The 19,668-nt window shown below is 36.9% G+C and carries 17 protein-coding genes; 9 read left to right on the top strand and 8 right to left on the bottom strand.

Annotation, left to right across the window (positions count from 1 at the left end; all coding sequences use genetic code 11):
- The first annotated feature begins 32 nt into the window (after positions 1–32).
- The 3 genes from EZ456_RS10380 to ppnP are packed head-to-tail and all read left to right on the top strand — an operon-like array spanning position 33 to position 4,221.
- Positions 33–2,036 (top strand): DUF3857 domain-containing protein, encoded by a 2,004-nt coding sequence (locus tag EZ456_RS10380; RefSeq protein ID WP_131529860.1) that lies wholly within the window; start codon positions 33–35, stop codon positions 2,034–2,036.
- The gene (locus EZ456_RS10375; RefSeq protein ID WP_131529858.1) at positions 2,036–3,931 is read left to right on the top strand and encodes a DUF3857 domain-containing protein; all 1,896 of its coding nucleotides are present in this window, start codon (positions 2,036–2,038) and stop codon (positions 3,929–3,931) included. Before EZ456_RS10380 ends, EZ456_RS10375 begins: the two co-directional genes overlap by 1 nt.
- An 8-nt stretch (positions 3,932–3,939) precedes the next feature.
- Positions 3,940–4,221 (top strand): pyrimidine/purine nucleoside phosphorylase, encoded by a 282-nt coding sequence (ppnP, locus tag EZ456_RS10370; RefSeq protein ID WP_131529856.1) that lies wholly within the window; start codon positions 3,940–3,942, stop codon positions 4,219–4,221.
- 58 nt (positions 4,222–4,279) lie between these two features.
- Here ppnP and EZ456_RS10365 read toward each other — a convergent pair whose 3' ends face one another.
- Both EZ456_RS10365 and EZ456_RS10360 read right to left on the bottom strand, forming a co-directional pair.
- Positions 4,280–5,551 (bottom strand): M16 family metallopeptidase, encoded by a 1,272-nt coding sequence (locus tag EZ456_RS10365; RefSeq protein WP_131529854.1) that lies wholly within the window; start codon positions 5,549–5,551, stop codon positions 4,280–4,282.
- A complete protein-coding gene (locus EZ456_RS10360; RefSeq protein WP_131529852.1) occupies positions 5,544–6,788 on the bottom strand; it encodes a M16 family metallopeptidase in 1,245 nt (414 codons plus the stop codon). Before EZ456_RS10360 ends, EZ456_RS10365 begins: the two co-directional genes overlap by 8 nt.
- Positions 6,789–7,033: 245 nt before the next feature.
- Here EZ456_RS10360 and EZ456_RS10355 point away from each other — a divergent pair, with 245 nt between their 5' ends.
- On the top strand, positions 7,034–8,158 hold the full coding sequence (locus EZ456_RS10355; RefSeq protein ID WP_131529851.1) for a CofH family radical SAM protein: 1,125 nt from the start codon (positions 7,034–7,036) through the stop codon (positions 8,156–8,158).
- 157 nt (positions 8,159–8,315) lie between these two features.
- Here the strand turns inward: EZ456_RS10355 and EZ456_RS10350 are convergent, their stop codons facing one another.
- Both EZ456_RS10350 and EZ456_RS10345 read right to left on the bottom strand, forming a co-directional pair.
- Positions 8,316–9,215: a ferritin-like domain-containing protein gene (locus EZ456_RS10350; RefSeq protein ID WP_131529850.1), complete on the bottom strand. Its 900-nt coding sequence runs from the start codon at positions 9,213–9,215 to the stop codon at positions 8,316–8,318.
- Positions 9,216–9,233: 18 nt separating this feature from the next.
- Positions 9,234–9,959, bottom strand: coding sequence for a ferritin-like domain-containing protein (locus tag EZ456_RS10345; RefSeq protein WP_131529848.1), 726 nt, complete (start codon positions 9,957–9,959; stop codon positions 9,234–9,236).
- A gap of 124 nt (positions 9,960–10,083) precedes the next feature.
- Here EZ456_RS10345 and EZ456_RS10340 point away from each other — a divergent pair, with 124 nt between their 5' ends.
- The 5 genes from EZ456_RS10340 (at position 10,084) to EZ456_RS10320 (ending at position 16,153) form a co-directional block, all read left to right on the top strand.
- Complete coding sequence (locus EZ456_RS10340; protein WP_131529846.1) at positions 10,084–10,869, top strand: LytR/AlgR family response regulator transcription factor; 786 nt, start codon at positions 10,084–10,086, stop codon at positions 10,867–10,869.
- Positions 10,859–13,864 (top strand): ligand-binding sensor domain-containing protein, encoded by a 3,006-nt coding sequence (locus tag EZ456_RS10335; protein WP_131529844.1) that lies wholly within the window; start codon positions 10,859–10,861, stop codon positions 13,862–13,864. The genes EZ456_RS10340 and EZ456_RS10335 overlap by 11 nt, the downstream gene beginning before the upstream one ends.
- Positions 13,865–14,115: 251 nt before the next feature.
- Positions 14,116–14,682: an SMC-Scp complex subunit ScpB gene (scpB, locus tag EZ456_RS10330; protein ID WP_131529842.1), complete on the top strand. Its 567-nt coding sequence runs from the start codon at positions 14,116–14,118 to the stop codon at positions 14,680–14,682.
- An 87-nt stretch (positions 14,683–14,769) separates the two neighbouring features.
- Positions 14,770–14,961, top strand: a complete 192-nt coding sequence (locus tag EZ456_RS10325; RefSeq protein WP_131529840.1) for a hypothetical protein — start codon at positions 14,770–14,772, stop codon at positions 14,959–14,961.
- Between the two features lie 73 nt (positions 14,962–15,034).
- A complete protein-coding gene (locus EZ456_RS10320) occupies positions 15,035–16,153 on the top strand; it encodes a GNAT family N-acetyltransferase (protein ID WP_131529838.1) in 1,119 nt (372 codons plus the stop codon).
- 124 nt (positions 16,154–16,277) lie between these two features.
- On the opposite strand, the gene EZ456_RS10315 is transcribed toward EZ456_RS10320, so the two are convergent.
- The 4 genes from EZ456_RS10315 to EZ456_RS10300 all read right to left on the bottom strand — a co-directional run bounded on the left by EZ456_RS10315 (position 16,278) and on the right by EZ456_RS10300 (position 19,611).
- Positions 16,278–17,207: an EamA family transporter gene (locus EZ456_RS10315; RefSeq protein WP_205945068.1), complete on the bottom strand. Its 930-nt coding sequence runs from the start codon at positions 17,205–17,207 to the stop codon at positions 16,278–16,280.
- 4 nt (positions 17,208–17,211) lie between these two features.
- Complete coding sequence (locus EZ456_RS10310) at positions 17,212–17,691, bottom strand: Lrp/AsnC family transcriptional regulator (RefSeq protein ID WP_057935227.1); 480 nt, start codon at positions 17,689–17,691, stop codon at positions 17,212–17,214.
- A 119-nt stretch (positions 17,692–17,810) separates the two neighbouring features.
- Positions 17,811–18,131: a helix-turn-helix domain-containing protein gene (locus tag EZ456_RS10305; protein WP_131529837.1), complete on the bottom strand. Its 321-nt coding sequence runs from the start codon at positions 18,129–18,131 to the stop codon at positions 17,811–17,813.
- 127 nt (positions 18,132–18,258) lie between these two features.
- Positions 18,259–19,611 carry a UDP-N-acetylmuramate--L-alanine ligase gene (locus EZ456_RS10300; protein ID WP_131529835.1) on the bottom strand — a complete coding sequence of 451 codons (1,353 nt, stop codon included), beginning with the start codon at positions 19,609–19,611 and terminating at the stop codon, positions 18,259–18,261.
- Positions 19,612–19,668: the final 57 nt, after the last annotated feature.

The following is a 19,668-nucleotide window of genomic DNA, read 5'->3' as shown; positions in this document are numbered from 1 at the left end:
AATATTGCACAACCAAAAAACTAATTTTACAAATGCAGAAAAATGCTCTCAAATTTCTGACTTTAATGCTATGCATTGGAGTTAGTACCCTCTATGCCCAAACCGCTCAATCTATAAAAAGAGAATTCAAGTTTGGTAAAATTGCACCAACAGAATTCGAAGTGAAAGCCACAGGACAGGACTCTTCCGCTTCTGCGATCAAACTGTTTGATGTTGGCAACTGTTATTTCGAATATAACGCTACTGGAGGGTTTATTTATGTGTTTGAACGACATATTCGTTACAAAATATTAAACAAAAATGGTTATGATCTGGCCAATTATCACGTAGAACTTTATAGAAGTAGTAATTCTGCAAAAGAAGACCTCAGTTTTATGGATGCCGCAACTTATAATATGGTTGATGGCAAAATGGTTACCAGTAAACTGAACAAAGATGCCAAGTTTACCGAGGAATTTAATAAAAACTTTGTGATCAAAAAATTTGCATTGCCTAATGTTAAAGAAGGATCGATTATCGAGTTTAAGTATAAAATTAGATCCGATTTTACATTTACGCTACGCGGATGGAAATTCCAGTCAAGTATTCCCACCCTATGGTCTGAGTATAATGTTAGAATCCCTGATTATTTCATATACAAAAACAATATGAGCGGATACTACAAAGTTGAGCATCCAGTGCATGAAACTGTAACTGCATCCTATATTCCTGGCTTAAATTCTAACGCTGTTTATGACAAATATTGTGCTGCAAATGTACCTGCACTAAAAGAAGAGCCATATGTAACTACAATGGATGATTATACACCTAAAATAGAATTTGAACTTAGGGGAACCCAATTCCCGGGCGAAATTTATAAAGACTTTAATGGTTCGTGGCCAAAAATCATCCAAGGGCTGGCCGAGGATGAAAATTTTGGCAGTTTTATTAATAAAAACAGTTATGCCAAATCTGTACTTCCAGGCATTTTGAAAGGGGAAAAAGATACCCTGGCTGCTGTAAAACTTATTTTCAACTATGTTAAAAACAGCTTAAAATGGAATAAAGAATACTCGAAGTATGCTAAGGAGACCAATCCAAAAAGCATTTTCGAAAAGAAAACAGGTTCGTCTGCTGATATTAACCTTGCTCTATTAAGCTTATTAAAGGAAGCGAAAATTGATGCTTACCCGGTTTTGATCAGCACCAGAGAAAATGGCGAACATCCTGGATATCCGATGGAATCGGCGTTCAATAATGTAATTGGTGTTACGCAGATCGGGAATACACTTTATTTTCTTGATGCTACAGATAAAGATCTTCCTGCTGGTATGTTAGATTATGAAAACCTGAGTCACCAGGGGTTTTATATGAATTTAAAAAGCTTTGATGGAAAATGGCTTTCTACAGAACCAAGTATATCGAGCGAAAAGATTTTTGTTTATAATATGACGCTTGATAAAGACCATAAGTTAACAGGCAAAATTATTCAATACTCAAAAGGTTATAGCGCATTAAACCTTCGCAATAAATACAGAAAAACAAATAACGAAACCGAATTTGTTAAAAACTTCAAAAAAGATAAAACAGGTCTTGAAGTTTCTATTTACAAAATCGACAACCTCGACAATCTTGATGAACTGTTGACTGAAAGCATGGATGTAGTAATTGAAGATAATGTGGAAGAAGCCGGAAACCTGGTGTATTTTACCCCTCTCCTTTTCGAACGAACGAAGGAAAATTTATTCAAACTAGAGCAACGAAAATTCCCGGTCGATTTTGCCTATCCATTTAAAGAAAGTTACCGCATTACGATCAACTTCCCTGAAGACTATGAAGTAGATAAGCTACCAAAGGGCGGGATTTATAAACTCCCGGAAGAGAATGGAACATTTACCATCAATTATGTGACAGAAGGCAAAACCTTAATGGTAAAAAGTATCATAAACGTAAACAAATCGCTTTATACGCCAGAAGAATATTTCGATTTAAAAGAACTATTTAAAACGGTTGTAGAAAAACAGGCTGAACAAATTGTATTTAAAAAGAAAGTATAATGAAATACTATTTAAGTTTGGCACTTGCGCTTGTAAGCGTTAATAGTGCATTAGCACAGATAGATTACGATGTAGCAAAGATCTCTGAAAACCTGAAAAAGGATGCTGTTGTTGTAATTAGGAACGAAGAATCTTTTTTTGATGTTAAGGGTTTAGGTGAGGCAAAAATGGATTATAAAGTGGCGATAACCATTTTGAACAAAGCCGGCGAAAGCTATGGAGAAATGGCAGAGGTTTACGATAAGTTTAGCAGTATATACAACATTAGAGCTACCCTTTACGATGCTGCAGGAAAAAAGGTAAAGGACTATAAAAGTTCTGATATTAAAGACCAAAGCCTGATTTCGGATTTTTCGATCTTCGAAGACAATAGACTTAAGCTCTTGAAATTTGTAAGTATAACCTATCCATACACCATAGAGTACAGCTATAGCCAGGATTATAAAGGATTGCTTTCTTTTCCTTCATGGCACGACCTGAAAGGTTTTGGTGTATCGGTAGAAAAATCTGCCTACACGATTCAAAAGGCAAAAAACTACAAAATGAGGTATATTACGAGTCCGAATTTACCGACCGACTCGGTGATCAATGGAGAAAAAGTACAGTATAAATGGAAAAGTGCCAACGTTGCAGCAGTTGCTGATGAGCCTTTAAGCACAGGTATTGATAACATTTCTGCATGGGTTAAAGCCTCTCCCAATCAGTTTGAATACGATGGTACTACAGGAAATTTCGATAACTGGAAAAATTTCGGATCGTGGCTTTTTACCTTAAATCAGGATGGAAATAAACTTCCGGAAGCAACCAAATTAATGGTGCAGAATTTAATCAAAGATGCCAAAACACCTAAAGAAAAGATTCGGATTTTATATAACCATTTGCAGCAAAATACCCGTTATGTAAGTGTTCAACTGGGCATTGGTGGTTTTAGGCCTATTTTGGCCGAAAAGGTTGCACAGGTAAATTACGGTGATTGTAAAGCGCTTTCTAACTATATGAAGGCTTTATTAAACGAAGCAGGAATTGCCTCCAATTTAATTGTTATTGGAAATGATATGCCCAGTTTAAATCCGAATTACTCGAGTATGGGGCAGGCAAACCACATGATTTTGTGTGTTCCATTGGCAAAAGATACTACTTTTTTAGAATGCACCAGTCAATATAAACCAATGGGATTTATCGGCTATAGCAATTCTGACCGGAATGTATTAATGGTTACCGAAGATGGAGGAAAAATAGTGCATACTCCCACTTACAATGCCAAGGAAAATTATCAGATCAGAAAAACCAAAATTACATTGGCAGAAGATGGTACAGCCAGCTCTGAAATAAAATCTACTTATGGCAACGCGCAGTTTGAAGAAAATTTTCCGATGACTTTAATGGAACCTGTTGATCTCCGGAAAACAATAATTGAAGAAAGTCCCATTCCGGTAGCAGAGCTGATTAGTTATAAGTATGCACAGCCAGATAAAACGTTACCAGTGCTTACCGAAGAGATTAACTTTAAAACCAATCCGTTGTTAACAAAAGGTGGAGACAAGTTATTTTTGGTGATAAACCAGGTTAACCGTCGCGAGAGCGTTCCGCTTAAAGTAGAGGGCAGAAAAACATACTTTGCTGTTCCGTTCAGCTACAACGATGATGATGAAATTAGTTACATTTTACCAAAAGGTTATAATGTAGAGTTTATTCCAAAAGATATTACCATTACATCTGAATTCGGCTCGTATACTGCAAAATTTAGTGTAAAAGACAATACGATTATTTATAGCCGTACACAAAGCATGAATAATAAAAAGTACCCGCCCGAAAAATACGGCGAGTATGTAGATTTTTATAAAAAGATATTTCAGGCAGATAAACAAAAAGCTGTTTTAGCAAAAACTTTATAAATTAGCATATGATTACTGAAAACCAATATTTTGATGGCAACGTTAAATCGTTAGGCTATGAAACCGCTGAGGGAAAATCGACTATCGGCGTTATAAACCCGGGAGAATATACTTTTGGAACAGCTCAGAAAGAAATTATGCACGTTATAGAGGGTGAATTGACAGCACTTTTACCAGATACTACAGACTGGCAAAACATTAAAGCAGGTAACAATTTTGAAGTACCTGCCAACTCATCTTTTAAAATAAAGGCGAGCGTTCAAACAACATATCTTTGCCAGTATAGATAGTTTAATTAAAAGAAGTCAAGTATTTAAAACTTGACTTCTTTCGTTAGTGCGATAACACTTATTTCTTCCCAATTACCACCTCTGTAAAATGATCGGTTGTGAGGTATTTATTCGCCAAGGCAAGTAATTCTTCAGCAGTAATGGTTTTAACTTTCTCTATATATTTTGTATAGTAGTTGTAATCCAATCCTGCAAAATAAATGTTCTTGAATTTATCGGCATGTGAGAAAACATTCTCCAAACTGCCCAACATCGAACCTAACATGTAGTTCCTAACCAGATCCAGCTCTTCTTCCCCTATCAGTTCGTTTTTCAATATATCGATTTCTTTGTAAATTTCGGTTAATGCAGCCGAACAAACATCGGCACCAACCTCAGTAGCGATAAAAAGATAACCAGCCTGTTGTAAGGAAGAAATACCCGAACCAATGCCGTAGGTATAGCCTTTATCCTCGCGGATATTGTTCATTAAACGTGATCCAAAGTAGCCACCTAAAACAGCATTTAAAATCTGAAGTCCAGAAAAATCCTCGTGTGTGCGGTTAATTGCCAACTGGCCTATTCTGATTGCAGATTGTAAAGCCTCTGGTTTTTCTGTATAAACAAACTGTTTTGCCGTAGCAGTAAAATTGAAACTATTCTTTACCGCATTGCTTTTTTCCCAATCTTTTCCAAAAGTATCGTTTAACAGCTTAAAGCTTGTAGTATCAAACTTCCCCGAAACGATTATGGTACAATTATTTGGCGCGTAGGCAGCCTTAAAATATTCTATTAAGTCTTCCCGTTTTAATGCATCATAGTGTTCTGCTTTAATATTTACACCATAAGCTGTATCGCCAAATAAAGCATGTGCAAATTCTTTTCTCGAAAGAACATCATTTTTCTTCAGGTTTACCTGTAGCTTTTGCTTCTGGTTTTGGATGTAAATATCGAGCTCATGTTGTGGGAACTGGCTTTCTGATAAAACATCTTTCACAATGGGTAATACCGAATGCAAATGTTTATTTAAAGTGTAAAGCGTAACCGAAGATTGATCTTGGGCATATTCTGTTTGGAAAAATGCACCATAAAAATCAATTTGTTCGGCTATTTCTTTTGCCGATAATTTATTTGTTCCGTTATTAATCAATGTGCTTACCGCAATAGCCTGCAATGGTTTTTCGAGTGTCCAGTTTACATTTTCAAAAACAAATTCAATACGTACCAGGTCCTGCTCTCCAGAATAAATAGTAAAAACGGGCACGCTATTATCTAATACTTTTTTTTCTGGATGGATAAAATTTATGGTTGATACCTGCTTAAAATCAGGCGCCTGTTGTCTGTTAAGCATTTTCTTCAGTTAAGTAATATAAAGTTGATGATGAATTTGATTGGAATGTTTCGTTGGATATCCGTTTAATATCCTCTGCTTTAACTTTGATAAACGATTCGGTTTCCTGGTTCAATAAAGCCGCATCTCCCAGTAATTCATAATAAGCCAGGTTCATCGCTTTATCTAGCAGGCTCATCTCAGAAAAAACAAGTACCGATTCTACTTTATTCTTCACTTTGGTTAATTCAGTTTCAGAAACCAGCTCGGCCTTTAATTTTTCCAGTTCAGCCCAGATTGCTTTTTCTGCCGTTTCGGTTGTTACACCTTCCACTAGTTTACCTTCAACGATAAACAAACCCGGATCTAAACTGCTCGAAATATAGGCGTTGATATCGCTAAAAAGTTTCTGTTCTTTTAACAGGCTATTGTACAAGCGTGAAGACTGTCCTCTTGATAAAATATCAGATAATAAATCAAAGGAATAATAATCCTGATTTAATCGTCCTGGCATTTTAAAAGACATGTAAATCGCATTTAAAGGCACATTAGCTTTAACAGTTTCTGTTCTGGCTTCGGTTTGAGGTTCCTCCTGTACCAAATCGCGATTATATTTATCTCCGGCCGGAATAGGCTCGAACCATTTTTCGGCCAGTTTTTTTACTTCTTCGGTTTTCACGTTGCCACCTACTACCAAAATTGCATTTTGTGGGGTATAATGTTTCTTAAAAAATGCTTTCACATCATCCATTGTTGCATTTTCGATGTGCGAAAGTTCTTTCCCGATAGTTGCCCAGCGGTAAGAATGCTTTTTATAAGCCAACGGACGCAACTTTAGCCAAACATCGCCATAAGGCTGATTAAGATAACGTTGTTTAAATTCTTCACTTACCACATTTCGTTGGGTATCTAAGCTTTTTTCAGAAAAAGCCAGGCCCAGCATGCGGTCGCTCTCCAGCCAAAATGCAGTTTCTATATTTTCAGCAGGCAGCGTAATGTAATAATTAGTGATATCGTTACTTGTAAAAGCGTTATTCTCACCTCCTACACGTTGCAAAGGTTCATCATAATTGGGGATGTTTACTGATCCACCGAACATAAGATGTTCAAATAAGTGTGCGAAACCCGTTTTTTCCGGATCCTCATCACGAGCCCCCACATCATATAAGATATTTAAAACAGCCATTGGTGTTGTAGCATCTTCATGCACCAAAACTTTTAAGCCGTTGGCCAGTGTAAAACGATTAAAATCTACCATATTTATTTTTAGAACCGTAAAGATATTGTTTTAAGGGAGATTGGAAGATGGAAAATGAATGAGAATGTAAAATGGCAAATGATGGACAATGTAAGATGGAGAATGTAGGACGGATGATTGAAAATGGAGAATGGCAATTCCCCGCTGTGCGCTATTCGCCAACCGCCTTGTCGCTCTCGGCTTTTTTTTACAAACCTCAAACCTTACACCTTCAACCTTCCCTCCCTTTTCCTTATCTTTGTGCTATGAATACAGCCGATTTACTGCAACGGGCATTACATTTCGATTTTTTGAGCCTTGAAGAAGGTGTACATTTATACCATCATGCCGATACCGCATCGTTAATGTTTATAGCGAATGAGTTAAGAAAAATTCAAGTACCCAGTGGTAAGGTAACCTGGCAGATCGACCGTAATGTAAACACCACTAATGTTTGTATTGCCAACTGTAAATTCTGTAATTTCTTCCGCAGGCCTGGCCACGACGAAAGTTATATTACTGATATCGAAACTTATAAGGTAAAGATTGAAGAGACTTTCCGTTTAGGTGGAGATCAATTATTATTGCAGGGTGGTCACCATCCCGATTTAGGTTTAGCGTTTTATGCTGACTTATTCAGAAAATTAAAAGAATTATATCCTGATTTAAAACTGCATGCTTTAGGTCCACCAGAAATTGCACACGTTGCAAAGCTCGAAGGTTTGACGCATACTGAGGTATTAAAAGCATTAAAAGAAGCTGGGATGGATTCTCTTCCTGGTGCTGGTGCAGAAATTTTAAACGACCGCGTGAGGCGTTTAATCTCGAAAGGCAAGTGTGGCGGACAAGAGTGGCTTGATGTAATGCGTGCATGCCATCAATTAGACATCACTACTTCGGCAACGATGATGTTCGGCCATGTGGAAACCATAGAAGAACGTTTTGAACATTTAGTATGGATCCGCCAGGTACAGAGCGAAAAACCTGCAGATGCAAACGGATTTTTAGCCTTTATTCCTTGGCCTTTCCAGGATGATGGCACCTTATTAAAGCGATTACGTGGAATTAGCAACAATGTAACAGCAGATGAATATATCCGTATGATTGCACTTAGCCGCATTATGTTGCCAAATATTAAAAACATTCAGGCCAGTTGGTTAACAGTTGGTAAAGCCACTGCCCAACTTTGTTTACATGCAGGCGCAAATGATTTTGGATCTATTATGATCGAAGAAAATGTAGTATCAGCTGCTGGTGCACCACATCGTTTCACAGCAAATGGCATTCAGCAATCTATTAAAGCCGCAGGTTTCGAACCTCAGTTACGCGGACAAAAATACAATTACAGGGATTTGCCTGAGCACTTGGAAGAACAGGTGATAACTTATTAGTAATGTGAGATGGATGACGGAGAATGTATTTTATTATACCCATTGATCCTAAAATCCTATCATCTTAATAATCCTATTCAAAAAAGGGAAGTAAAACTAAGTTCTACCTCCCTACCTTAAACTAAACATTACCTAATTAATAATGTAAAAACTTTTGCTATGATAGTTTTTTACCTGGTTGTAAAAACAAGTTTGCAATGGTAATTACACTAGCTCTATCTAATGGCTCATCAAAACTTTCTACAGCAGCCAATTTAGCCGCAGTTGCGTTCGGTGCACCGGTAATATTTGCGATGTTAACATTTGCCTGTACAGTTAAATCTTCACCCGCATAAACTGCATCTACCTGAGGAACTCCAGAATCGTTTGCCTGGCCAGAAGCGCCTAAACTAACCCATGGTTTATATACTGTACTACCAGCTGCTGTACGCATTTGACGGATATGTGAAGCATGGCGTGCCTCAACCGAGTGGATCTGCAAAGCGGTTTGCAATACACCTGGACTAACCAATAAGTTTCCTGCCTGACCTTTGTATGCTCTAACTCCAGTATCTTCAAAACCTTGTGCTACCGCTAAGAAGGTACCATAATCAGAGTATACGGTAGCAAATGTTCCACCTGCTCTAAAATCGGTATCTGCATAGGCAATAGGCGCACGAGCCGAACTTCCCAAAGCACCTACCAATAAATCAACGTGTGCTTTTTCGTGATCACGAATGGTAGTAATGGCTGCTTGGCTGGCTGCATTAGGAAAATTAAAAGTAACATCGGTTACTCCCGATCCCGGAGTTTTGCCTACAAGACAGTGATTATAAAAATGGTATTCAAGATACTCTAAAGACAATGCGAAGTTTAATACATTAACAACTGCTGTTGGTAAAGCTGTTTGTCCGTATGCTTTTTGGAACATTGAACCTAGCGCCAGTGGCATAGCGGCTAAAGAGATTTTTTTACCCATGTTGAAAAAGCTTTTCATTGCAGCTCTTCTCGGATTTAATCTCTCATAGATTTCACCGTCAACTTTTTCAATTTCTTCTAATATATTTACGATATTCATGATTTCTAGTTTTAAAGTTTAAAGATTGATTGCAGAGATTTTTGTTTTGATGAATGGTTGTGCTAAAGGCAAAACCTTATCAGGTGTTAATGCTCCATCTAAACCTCCAGCATTATTAGAACCGAATGCCGAAAGACTGTTTAAATCGGCAAATGAACCATTAGAAATTAGATCTCTAATATAAGCTGCGTGACGCGCTTCTACAGACACAATTTTACCGGCCAATAACAAATATCCTCCGTCTTTAATTCTTGGCCCTGCACCATTATATGCAGCAACTCCTAAATCTTCAAAAGTCATTGCTGTTGATAATACACTTGTAGCACTAGTGAAATCTATTTTAGAAAAATCAACCTCCAAACTTCCAATTGCAGCGGTGCTTAAAGCTGCTTTAAAAAACTCTCTGTGTGCAATTTCATGAAACTGGATATCTTGAAAATATGCTTTTTGAGCAGCTGTGAAACTTGCAGGAGGTGCTGAAGCAACCTTAACATAAAATGCAGCTTCTAATTGCTCTAAAGCGTAGGCATAGTTTAATACACCAAAATCATCTTTAAAATCTAGTGTAGCGCCTCCCATTACAGGATTCTCATAGCCACGATCTTTTTTACAACCGGCGGCTACCAAAGCAATACCAGCTGCACCTGCACCTGCATACTGAAGAAAAGATCTTCTGCCTACAGTTTTGTCAAATAAACTTTTTTCCTGAAGTTCATTTTTTGTTTTTAGTTCATTGTGTTTCATAGTAATCTATGTTTAGTGGTTTTGAATTCGTTTGATGATACATACGTGACAATCAGATCACTGGTTTTTTCGATTTGCATTTTTTTTTATAAGACCATTTTAATACATTCACCAACCTATAGCTATGACCATATTAAAAGCCATTATTGTTGATGATGAGGAATTTGCACGCTCATCATTATTTTTTTTACTGCAACAGAATTGTCCGCAGGTAGAAATTACCGGTATTGCAAGGTCTGTAGCGGAAGCAAAAGATATTTTAGCGCATCATCCCATTGATCTGATTTTTCTGGATATTGCCATGCCTGGGGGCAACGGCTTTGAACTTATTCCCGATGCACAAAAACACAATGCCGCCGTAATATTTACAACTGCTTACGATCAATATGCACTAAAAGCGATTAAGGCAAATGCACTCGATTATTTGTTAAAGCCAATTGATATTGATGAGCTTAAAATAGCTGTAGATAAGGTTTTTCAACATATCCAACGCTTTAAAAGTCAGAATGAAAACGATGAAAGAATCAATAATCTGGCTTCTAGCTTAAGTTCACGATCAGAAATCAGAAAACTTACACTCCCTTATGGGCAGGGGTTTAAAATGATTGATATCGATGATATTATTTACATCGAAGCAGACAGTAATTATTCTATTGTACACTTAAGTAACCATGATAAAATTACGGTTTCGAAAGTTTTACGGGAATTTGAAGAGCTTTTACCAGGCGATCAATTTGTGCGGATCCATAAGTCGAGCATTATTAATCTCAACCACTTAAAAGAATACAATTCTAAAAACGGACTTCAGGTTTTCTTAAAAAATGGAGAAAGTATTAATATTTCGCGAAGAAGAGCAAGCGATTTTTTTGAAAAAATAAAATTATTTACAAAAGCAAACAGTGATCATTAAACTACGCATAAGAGCGATTTTATTTGCTATAAAAGCAATACTGAGGTTAAACTTCGGTCGCTCATTTATTGCTTTTTTATTCGGGCTTATTATATTTAGTGCCCCAAAAATCCTGCTTGCCCAAACCACTTACCTGCCCCATTACAATACTAAAAACGGACTCGCCAGCAATAACTGTTATTACATTTTACAAGATAAGAAAGGTTTTATATGGATCGCCACTGACAATGGATTAAGTCGTTTTGATGGAACAAATTTCCAGAATTTTACCATCGAAGATGGACTTCCGGATACCCAGATCCTTCAGATGAAAGAAGATAAAGCAGGGCGGTTGTGGTTTTTTGCCCTGAACGGTCAGCTCAGCTACTTAAAAGAAGGAAAGTTTTACAACCAGGATAATGATAACCTACTTAAAAAACTAAACTTTAACACCGTAATTGTTTCCTTTTTAGTAGATAAACTCGGACGGATTTGGCTCGGAACAAATGCCAACTTGATTGTTTGCTGGGATGGCAAAACGATCAAAAAATACATTTCCCCTAATCTAAATGATAAATTTATCAATGCCTTTATCCATGAAGATGAGCAAGGTGAAATATTTGCCTATAGCGACTTAAGTGTGCAGAAATTTAATGGAAAAACTTTTTCCATGGTCAGTTCCAAAGTACAGCCCCTTTCTTACATGACTGCCGCGAATACCAGTCACAGATCTTTATTTTACCTAGACAGCGGAGGATTAAAACAATATAGACATGGAAGCATCAACGACCTCATACCGATTCCTCAGAATCTGATCAAGAACATGTCGGGATATTTTTATTACGATGTTACTTCCAAAGAGGTTTGGTTATCGAATGCCAATGGAGCCTTCGCTCTAGATAAAAGCGGAAAAACAGTCCAATATCTTCAGGATATTTCGGTTAACCAGGTCATCAAGGATAATAACCAGAACATGTGGTTTGCTACCAATCAAGGAATTTACATGCTTCCTAATACAAATAACCGATTATCGATTATTGATGCAGAATCTGGCCTGAGTAGCAATGTAATCAAAAGCATCACTAAAGACGGGAAAAACCGCCTGTGGCTGGGTACCGATGATGCCGTAATCGACGTGTTAACCATCAACAATTACCAAGTAGACGAAATTGGTTTAGACGATTTTAAGAAATACAAAACCATTAAACAGATTACTTTCGACCCAAAAGACCAATCCATATATTTTGCATCCGATTATGGAATGGGTATTTTCAAAAATATCTATAACAGCAGTAATGAAGTCAGTTATTTAAAGGAATCGAACAACTCAATGTTCGTAATTAAACACTTTAGTGTAGGCGAAAATAACAATCACCTTGCCTTAGCCCTATCATCAGGTGTTGTTTTCCTATCGGATAGAAGAAATAAATTCGAATTTAACGCTGCAAAATACCGCGAAAAAGAAGATTTTTTTAAAGATAGGTCTTACCACGTTTTTTACGACCATGAAGGCAATCTATGGTTTTCGAATATTAATGGACTTTCTCAATTTTCAAAAGGGAAACTAATTAAACATTACGAAAACCATCCCTTACTTACCAAAAGGATAAACGACATTCAACAGCTTGCCGACGGCACATTGATTTTGGCTACAGATGGCTATGGTTTAATTTTTTATAAGAACAACCAGATTGCCAGACAGATTACCCAAAAAGATGGTTTAACCAATAATATCTGCACCAAAATATTTGTAAAAAACAGCGAAATATGGGTATTAACAAATAAAGGTGTTAACAAAATAGCCGATTATCCGAGTCAGCCCACCGTGGCCAATTTCGACTATGGTAAGGATCTTTTGAGTGATGACATCAACAGTTTGTTCATTGATGATAGCACGGCCTATTTTGCAACAAACAAAGGCCTAATCTTATTTAAGTACAACAATAAAAACATCATTAAGAATCTTCCCAAAGTGTACGTTACATCTATTGTTAAAGATAACGAGCGTTTACCAGTTGATCAAGGTAATTTTACTTTCGAAACTGGTAACAATACCATTCTCTTTACCTTTAGTGCGGTCGATTTTACCACCAGTGATATTACCTATCGTTACCGTTTAAACGAAAATTCTGCATGGGTAGAAACCAGAACAAGGCGGTTAGATTTCTCTTCCCTCCAGCCTGGCGATTATGTTTTTGAAGTGAGTGCAAAAAGTCAGAACGGCAATTGGGGCCAATCGGCAAAAATCGCATTTACCATTAAAAAGCATTTTTGGCAAAGCTTATGGTTCTTATCTATTTTGATATTGCTTGTAGCCTATATTTTTTATAAAGTGGCTGTTTACATTACCCGTAAGCAAAAAGACAAAGAACAAGAGCAATTGTTGTTAAAAAATAAAGTTCTGATGCTCGAACAACAAGCTTTACAGGCGATGATGAATCCACATTTTGTTTTCAACGTGATGAATTCGATTCAGCATTACATTAATACGCAGAATACAGCCTCAGCAAACAAGGTTTTAACGGGATTTGCCAGATTGATCAGAAAGAACCTAGAGATTTGTACAAAAAGCTACATCTCTTTAGAAGAAGAACTAGAATACTTAAATCTTTATTTAAAACTGGAAAAGAACCGTTTTGGTGATAAACTGGTCTATATTTTTAATGTGGATGAAGATATCGACAAAGAAGAAACCTTTATACCATCTATGCTGTTGCAACCTTATGTAGAAAACGCAATATGGCATGGCATTATGCCAAAAGAAAGCGGTGGTGAAATTCTGATCAACATTAAACTGAAAGATGAATTCTATCTTAACATCGAAATTATTGATGATGGGATTGGAATTGATAATTCTTTAAAGGATAAAAAAGAAACACACATTAGTAAAGGCATGCAGTTAACCAAAGAAAGGTTGCACCTTTTAGGTCAGATTGGAGCAAAACCTATACACTTAGATGTTAGGCAGAATACCACAAATGGTACAACAGTAACCATTTCTATACCGTTAAAGTAGAAAATTTACCGTTTACTCAATTATTAATACCACTCACTAAATAGAATCTTGATCGAACCTTGTTTAGCCTTAAACTTGTGTTAGAAATAAACGATAGTGTTTATCAAAGACGTTCTTATAGAATTGATATAGATATTTAATAACCTAACCTAAAACTATATCTTAATTCAGGTTTCATTTGTGTGTTGAAAGCGGTCTTGTTTTTAAAAGCGAGACCGCTTTTTTTATGCCCAAAAATTCTATTTTTGTATATGCCCAATCACAACATCACCAGGCACATCGAAGCCCTTGTATTTTCTTCCAGCCAAAGCATAGGCACTCAAGAAATTATACTTGCCTTAAATGCTGTTTTCAATGAAGAATTTACCGAAGTACAGGTATTAGAAAGCGTTGAACAGATTAAGGAAAAATATAGCCATGTTGATTTTGCCATCGAATTGGTATTCTTAAACAATGGTTATCAGTTTCTCACCAAAAAAGATTACCATGAAACGGTTAACCAACTTCAGTTACATCGCTCAAAGAAAAAACTAAGCCAGGCAGCTATGGAAACACTAGCAATTATTGCCTACCGCCAGCCCATTACTAAATTAGAAATTGAACAGATAAGAGGCGTAAATTCAGATTATTCTGTGCAACGCCTGCTGGAAAAAGAGCTAATCAGTATCGATGGAAAAGCCGAAACTCCTGGCCGACCTATCCTATACAGCACAAGCACATTATTTATGGATTATTTTGGGTTAAATAACCTAAACCAACTTCCTCAACTGAAAGACATCGTAAAGGAGGAAAATACGGTTGGAGAAAATGTGGAATAAATAAATTAATTTCTTTGCTTTCAGGTTGTTATTAGAAAAAGTTTTTTTGTATTTTTAAACTATAAAAGCAATTTTTATTTTTGTGTTATGAAAGCGCCAAAGAAACTCCCAACCAAGCCGACTACCAAGAAACAGGTAGACGATGATGATGATCTTGAAGATGACGATATTCTAACAACGAAAAAGAAGCCACAAGATGACGACGATGATGATTTTGATTTGCCATTAGATGATCTTGACAACTTCGATAACTTCGACGATGACGACGACGATTATTAATATTTAAAAAAACATATATTTGAAAAAGCATCCGCCCGCTTGGTAGGATGCTTTTTAATTTTAAAATCTGCCCATGCAAGTTATACCAGTAAGCAATTCATCATTAAAAAAAGACTTTCTAAACACACCCAAAGCCCTATATAAAAACGATAAAAACTGGATCTGTCCACTGGATAGTGAAGTTGAAAATGTTTTTAATCCAGAAAAAAACACCTTTTTTGCGCATGGAAAATGTACACGCTGGGTTTTAAAAGACGATGCAGGAAAACTGATCGGCCGTGTAGCAGCTTTTATTAATGAAAAAAAAGCCTACCACTATGACCAACCAACAGGTGGTATGGGATTTTTTGAATGTATTGATGATGAAAAAGCTGCCTTTCTTTTATTCGATACGGCCAAAACCTGGTTAACCGAAAACGGAATGAAAGCCATGGACGGCCCGATTAATTTTGGCGAAAATGATACTTTTTGGGGCCTATTGGTTGAGGGCTTTACCCCTCCCTCTTTCGGGATGAACTATAACTTTCCGTATTATCAGAAATTTTTCGAGAAATATGGTTTTGTTACCGAATATGAGCAATTAACCAATCACATTAACCTTACTATTCCTTTTCCAGAACGTTTTACAAAAATTGCCAACTGGGTAAGAAATAAACCAGGTTATACTTTCGAATATTTCAGCAAAGCCAATTCCAGCAAATACATAAATGACTTAATGGAAATTTACAATGATGGCTGGCAGGATTTTGAAAACTTTGTTCCTATTAAGAAAGAAACCCTCGAAGAGAGTTTTAAAAGCATGGAACCTATTATGGATGAACACCTGATCCAGTTTGCATACTTTAATGGCGAACCAGCATCTTTTGTAGTGTTAATTCCTGATGCAAACCAAATGATTAAAGGTTTTGATGGAAAACTTGGTTTGATTGAAAAATTAAAGTTTGCTTACCGCCGCTGGGTGGGCGTTACCCGCATGAGGGCAATTGTGATGGGCACTAAACCTAAATTCCAAAAACACGGCTTAGAATCAGTTCTTTTTATCAGTTTGGGCGAATACGTACTTCCTAAAAATCAATATAAAGAACTCGAATTGAGTTGGGTTGGTGATTTTAATGAACAAATGATTGCGATCCATAAAGCTACTGGTGCAACCTTTGGCAAAAAGCACCTTACCATGCGTAAGGTATTTTAATTAATTTATCGTCATTGCGAGAAGGCTTTTTTAGCCGACGAAGCAATCTTAATTATATAATATTTATCTAAATTAAAGATTGCTTCGTCGTCCCTCCTCGCAATGACGATCCTCCTATAATAACCTATACACTTTTATATTTCGGCAAATTAATCAAGAGTACACTTCCTAAAATAATCACTAATCCGATCACCTGTGTAAGGCCAATCACTTCATTGGTAAAAGTTAAACTTAGCAAAACAGCTACTACCGGATTTACATATGCATAGGTACTCACCTGTGTAGCTGGGCGCACTTTAAGCAGCCACACATAAGCACTAAAAGCTGCAATTGAACCAAACAGAATAAGGTAAACAATAGATAACCAGGCATCAAGCGGTATGCTCCCCCAATCGAGCAATTTAAACTCAGATTTAAAAAATCCTCCAGGTAAGAAAGCTACACTGGCCATTAACATCTGCCAGCCTGTATTAACAGAAACCGAACTTCCTGTAGTGGGGTGGTATTTCGAGTAAAGCGATCCCCCTGCCCAAGCTATCGGCCCTAAAACAAGCAATACCATGCCGATAATCTGTAAATTACTTTGAGGTTTATCAAGCGCCTTTACTATCTGGTCGCCAAATAAGAGCACAACACCCAAAAAGCCAATTACCAAACCCGATACTACATATTTATTGCTCAAATTTTCTTTCCAATGCGATTTATCTAAAATAACAAACCAGATTGCTGCTGAAGCTACCATAATGGCTACTAAACCACTTGGGATAAACTGTTCTACCCAGATCACGATTCCATTGCCTAAGCCTAACATCAAAATACCACTTACCGCAGCAATTTTCATCGTTTTTAGGTTAAAGATCTCCTCTCCCTTAATCTTGCACCAAGTTAGCATCAAAACACCCGCAATGGAAAAGCGGAATGCGCCTAAAATAAATGGCGGAAAACCAACCAAGGCCTTTTGGATGAAAAAGTAAGTAGAACCCCATACGATGTATACGATAGCAAATGCCAGGTAAACCATTACCGGAGATGCCGTTTTATTTAAATTTGCCATGTTTTTATTTTTCAGGGATTACCAATTTTTGTTGCTCTTTCACGGTTTCCAACACAATTGTAGTTTTAACCGATAAAATATTCGGAATCTTACTAAACTCATCGCGCAGTAAAGCCATTAATGAGGCAGAATCTGCTGTCCTCACCTTAATCAGAAAGCAATCATCTCCTGCAATAACGTGTACTTCTTGCACATCGGGTATTTTTGCCAGTTCATTTGCGGTATCACTGCAGCCCAAACTTTGAGATGATTTCATTGAAATAAAGGCGAGTAATTTTAAATCGAGTGCCACAGGGTTTATCCGGGCATTATATTGGGTAATTACATTTTTCTTTTCCAACTTCTTTACCCGTTCCAGCACAGCTGAAGGAACTAGATCCAATGCCTTTGCTAAATCTACATTTGAGATCCGCGCATTATCCTGCATAAGTCTGAGTATAGCCAGATCGATATGATCAAGACTAAAATTGTTTTCGATTACCATTCTATAAAACTATAAATATTTTGAATTTAATTCAAAATATTTATAATAAACATGAATTTTATTCTTTAATAAAATTATTAAATGACAATTAGTCGGATAAACGACAGACAAACCGCATTTTATATTCCAAGCTTATCATACAGATCGATAACCTTTTTACGGAGCTTATTAATTTCTTCTTCCTTTTCTATCAGTTCTTTTTTAAGTGCAACGAGTTCTTCAGATGAGTCTGATGTTGTTGATTGCCCAGTGATCAGCTGTATCACCGGAACCTTAAACGTTTTGGAAATCTGGAGTAAACGGGAGATATTAAGATCGGTTTGGCCTGTCTCAATTTTACAAAAAGCCGGAGTAGAAATATTAAGCTTTTTAGCTGCATCAGCTTGACTTAGACCTAAGGCTAGCCTGCTTTGCTTAATGTGATCTCCGGTGCTTTTCATTTGATTAGATATTAGATGTTAGATATGAGATTTGAGACACTATAGGTGAGATATGAGATACTAGATGTGAGATTTGAGTGGGAATTCTAGTTCTGAAATTTTACATCTCAAATCTCATGTCTCATATCTACTTTTCTAATGCAGCCGCCAGTTCAGGCAGATCGAAACCTGCATAATTACCAGAGCTCATCATCAACAGATTAGCATCTCTATAATTTAAACTCAACAAATAGGCTTTTAACTTTGCTGCATCATTAAAAAACTTCAATTTTGGATTGGCGAATGCCTGCTGAACATCATCTTCAGAAAAAGGTTCCATCCGTTTTTGTTCGAAAGATTTAATATCGATAAAAACAATTGCCTCATCAGCCTTATCCATAGCACCTGTATATTCTTTCAAGAAATCTTTATTCAAACTGCTAAAAGTATGCAATTCGATACAGGCTACCAGTTTTCGGTTGGTAAACTGCGCTTTAACAGCATCTATGGTGGCTTTCAGTTTTGACGGTGAATGTGCAAAATCTTTGTAAACATTGGTCAATTCATCGGCTGATATTACTTCTAAACGTTTAGCTGCACCTGTAAATGAGGAAATGGCTGCATCAAATTCCTTTTCACTGATATCTAATTGTTTGCATACCAATTTAGCAGCATTCAGGTTCATCAGGTTGTGATCGCCAAAAATTTTCAAAGCCGTTTCTTCGGGAAGCAGATAGGTTATTCCCTTTCTAATTTCATGCGCAGGAATGGCATAAGCAATTTTTGAAACATTGGCTTTTGATTGCGTTACAATTTCATTCAGATCGGCATCAGCCTTGCAGTATATCAAAGTGCCATTAGGCTCAATGGTATCGATAAATTTATCAAACTGCAAAGTATAATCGGCATAGGTTGGAAAAACATTAATGTGATCCCATGCAATACCACTAATTACGGCAACATTTGCTTTGTAAAGATGAAATTTAGGTCTTCTATCAATCGGAGAAGACAAATACTCGTCGCCTTCAATAATCATTACCGGCGCCTCTTCTGTAACTTTCACCATGGTTTCGAAACCTGCCAGTTGTGCACCAACCAAATAATCGAAATCGCGTTTATAATGATTGAGCACATGCAAAATCATGCTGGTAATGGTTGTTTTACCATGACTACCACCAATTACTACACGTAATTTATTTTTACTCTGCTCGTAAATATATTCAGGATAAGAGTAGATTTTAACACCCAATTCCTGCGCTTTCAATAATTCAGGATTATCTATCCGTGCATGCATCCCTAAAATAACCGCATCTAAATCGGTCGAAATACGGCTTTCACCCCAGCCCATTTCAGCAGGCAATAAACCATATTTATCCAAACGGGATTTCGCCGGCTCGAAGATCACATCATCAGAACCTGAAATTTGATAACCTTTTTTATGTAAGGCGATGGCCAGATTGTGCATTGCACTTCCACCAATCGCTATAAAATGTATGCGCATATTTTTTTTTTAGATTTGAGATGTGAGACATCAGATTTGAGATCCGACCTTCAGCCC

Origin of the sequence: Pedobacter psychrodurus (genome assembly GCF_004331735.1) — a bacterium.
Lineage (GTDB): Bacteria > Bacteroidota > Bacteroidia > Sphingobacteriales > Sphingobacteriaceae > Pedobacter > Pedobacter psychrodurus.
This window is presented reverse-complemented; position numbering and strand designations above follow the sequence as displayed.

What these genes read in the sequence shown, in the direction of transcription:
- EZ456_RS10360 (WP_131529852.1), bottom strand. Translation starts at nt 6,788, where the DNA reads ATGGTAGATTTTAATCGTTTTACACTGGCCAACGGCTTAAAAGTTTTG.
- EZ456_RS10320 (WP_131529838.1), top strand. Translation starts at nt 15,035, where the DNA reads ATGCAAGTTATACCAGTAAGCAATTCATCATTAAAAAAAGACTTTCTA.
- EZ456_RS10355 (WP_131529851.1), top strand. Translation starts at nt 7,034, where the DNA reads ATGAATACAGCCGATTTACTGCAACGGGCATTACATTTCGATTTTTTG.
- ppnP (WP_131529856.1), top strand. Translation starts at nt 3,940, where the DNA reads ATGATTACTGAAAACCAATATTTTGATGGCAACGTTAAATCGTTAGGC.
- EZ456_RS10305 (WP_131529837.1), bottom strand. Translation starts at nt 18,131, where the DNA reads ATGAAAAGCACCGGAGATCACATTAAGCAAAGCAGGCTAGCCTTAGGT.
- EZ456_RS10310 (WP_057935227.1), bottom strand. Translation starts at nt 17,691, where the DNA reads ATGGTAATCGAAAACAATTTTAGTCTTGATCATATCGATCTGGCTATA.
- EZ456_RS10340 (WP_131529846.1), top strand. Translation starts at nt 10,084, where the DNA reads ATGACCATATTAAAAGCCATTATTGTTGATGATGAGGAATTTGCACGC.
- EZ456_RS10365 (WP_131529854.1), bottom strand. Translation starts at nt 5,551, where the DNA reads ATGCTTAACAGACAACAGGCGCCTGATTTTAAGCAGGTATCAACCATA.
- EZ456_RS10375 (WP_131529858.1), top strand. Translation starts at nt 2,036, where the DNA reads ATGAAATACTATTTAAGTTTGGCACTTGCGCTTGTAAGCGTTAATAGT.
- EZ456_RS10345 (WP_131529848.1), bottom strand. Translation starts at nt 9,959, where the DNA reads ATGAAACACAATGAACTAAAAACAAAAAATGAACTTCAGGAAAAAAGT.
- EZ456_RS10300 (WP_131529835.1), bottom strand. Translation starts at nt 19,611, where the DNA reads ATGCGCATACATTTTATAGCGATTGGTGGAAGTGCAATGCACAATCTG.
- scpB (WP_131529842.1), top strand. Translation starts at nt 14,116, where the DNA reads ATGCCCAATCACAACATCACCAGGCACATCGAAGCCCTTGTATTTTCT.
- EZ456_RS10325 (WP_131529840.1), top strand. Translation starts at nt 14,770, where the DNA reads ATGAAAGCGCCAAAGAAACTCCCAACCAAGCCGACTACCAAGAAACAG.
- EZ456_RS10350 (WP_131529850.1), bottom strand. Translation starts at nt 9,215, where the DNA reads ATGAATATCGTAAATATATTAGAAGAAATTGAAAAAGTTGACGGTGAA.
- EZ456_RS10315 (WP_205945068.1), bottom strand. Translation starts at nt 17,207, where the DNA reads ATGGCAAATTTAAATAAAACGGCATCTCCGGTAATGGTTTACCTGGCA.
- EZ456_RS10380 (WP_131529860.1), top strand. Translation starts at nt 33, where the DNA reads ATGCAGAAAAATGCTCTCAAATTTCTGACTTTAATGCTATGCATTGGA.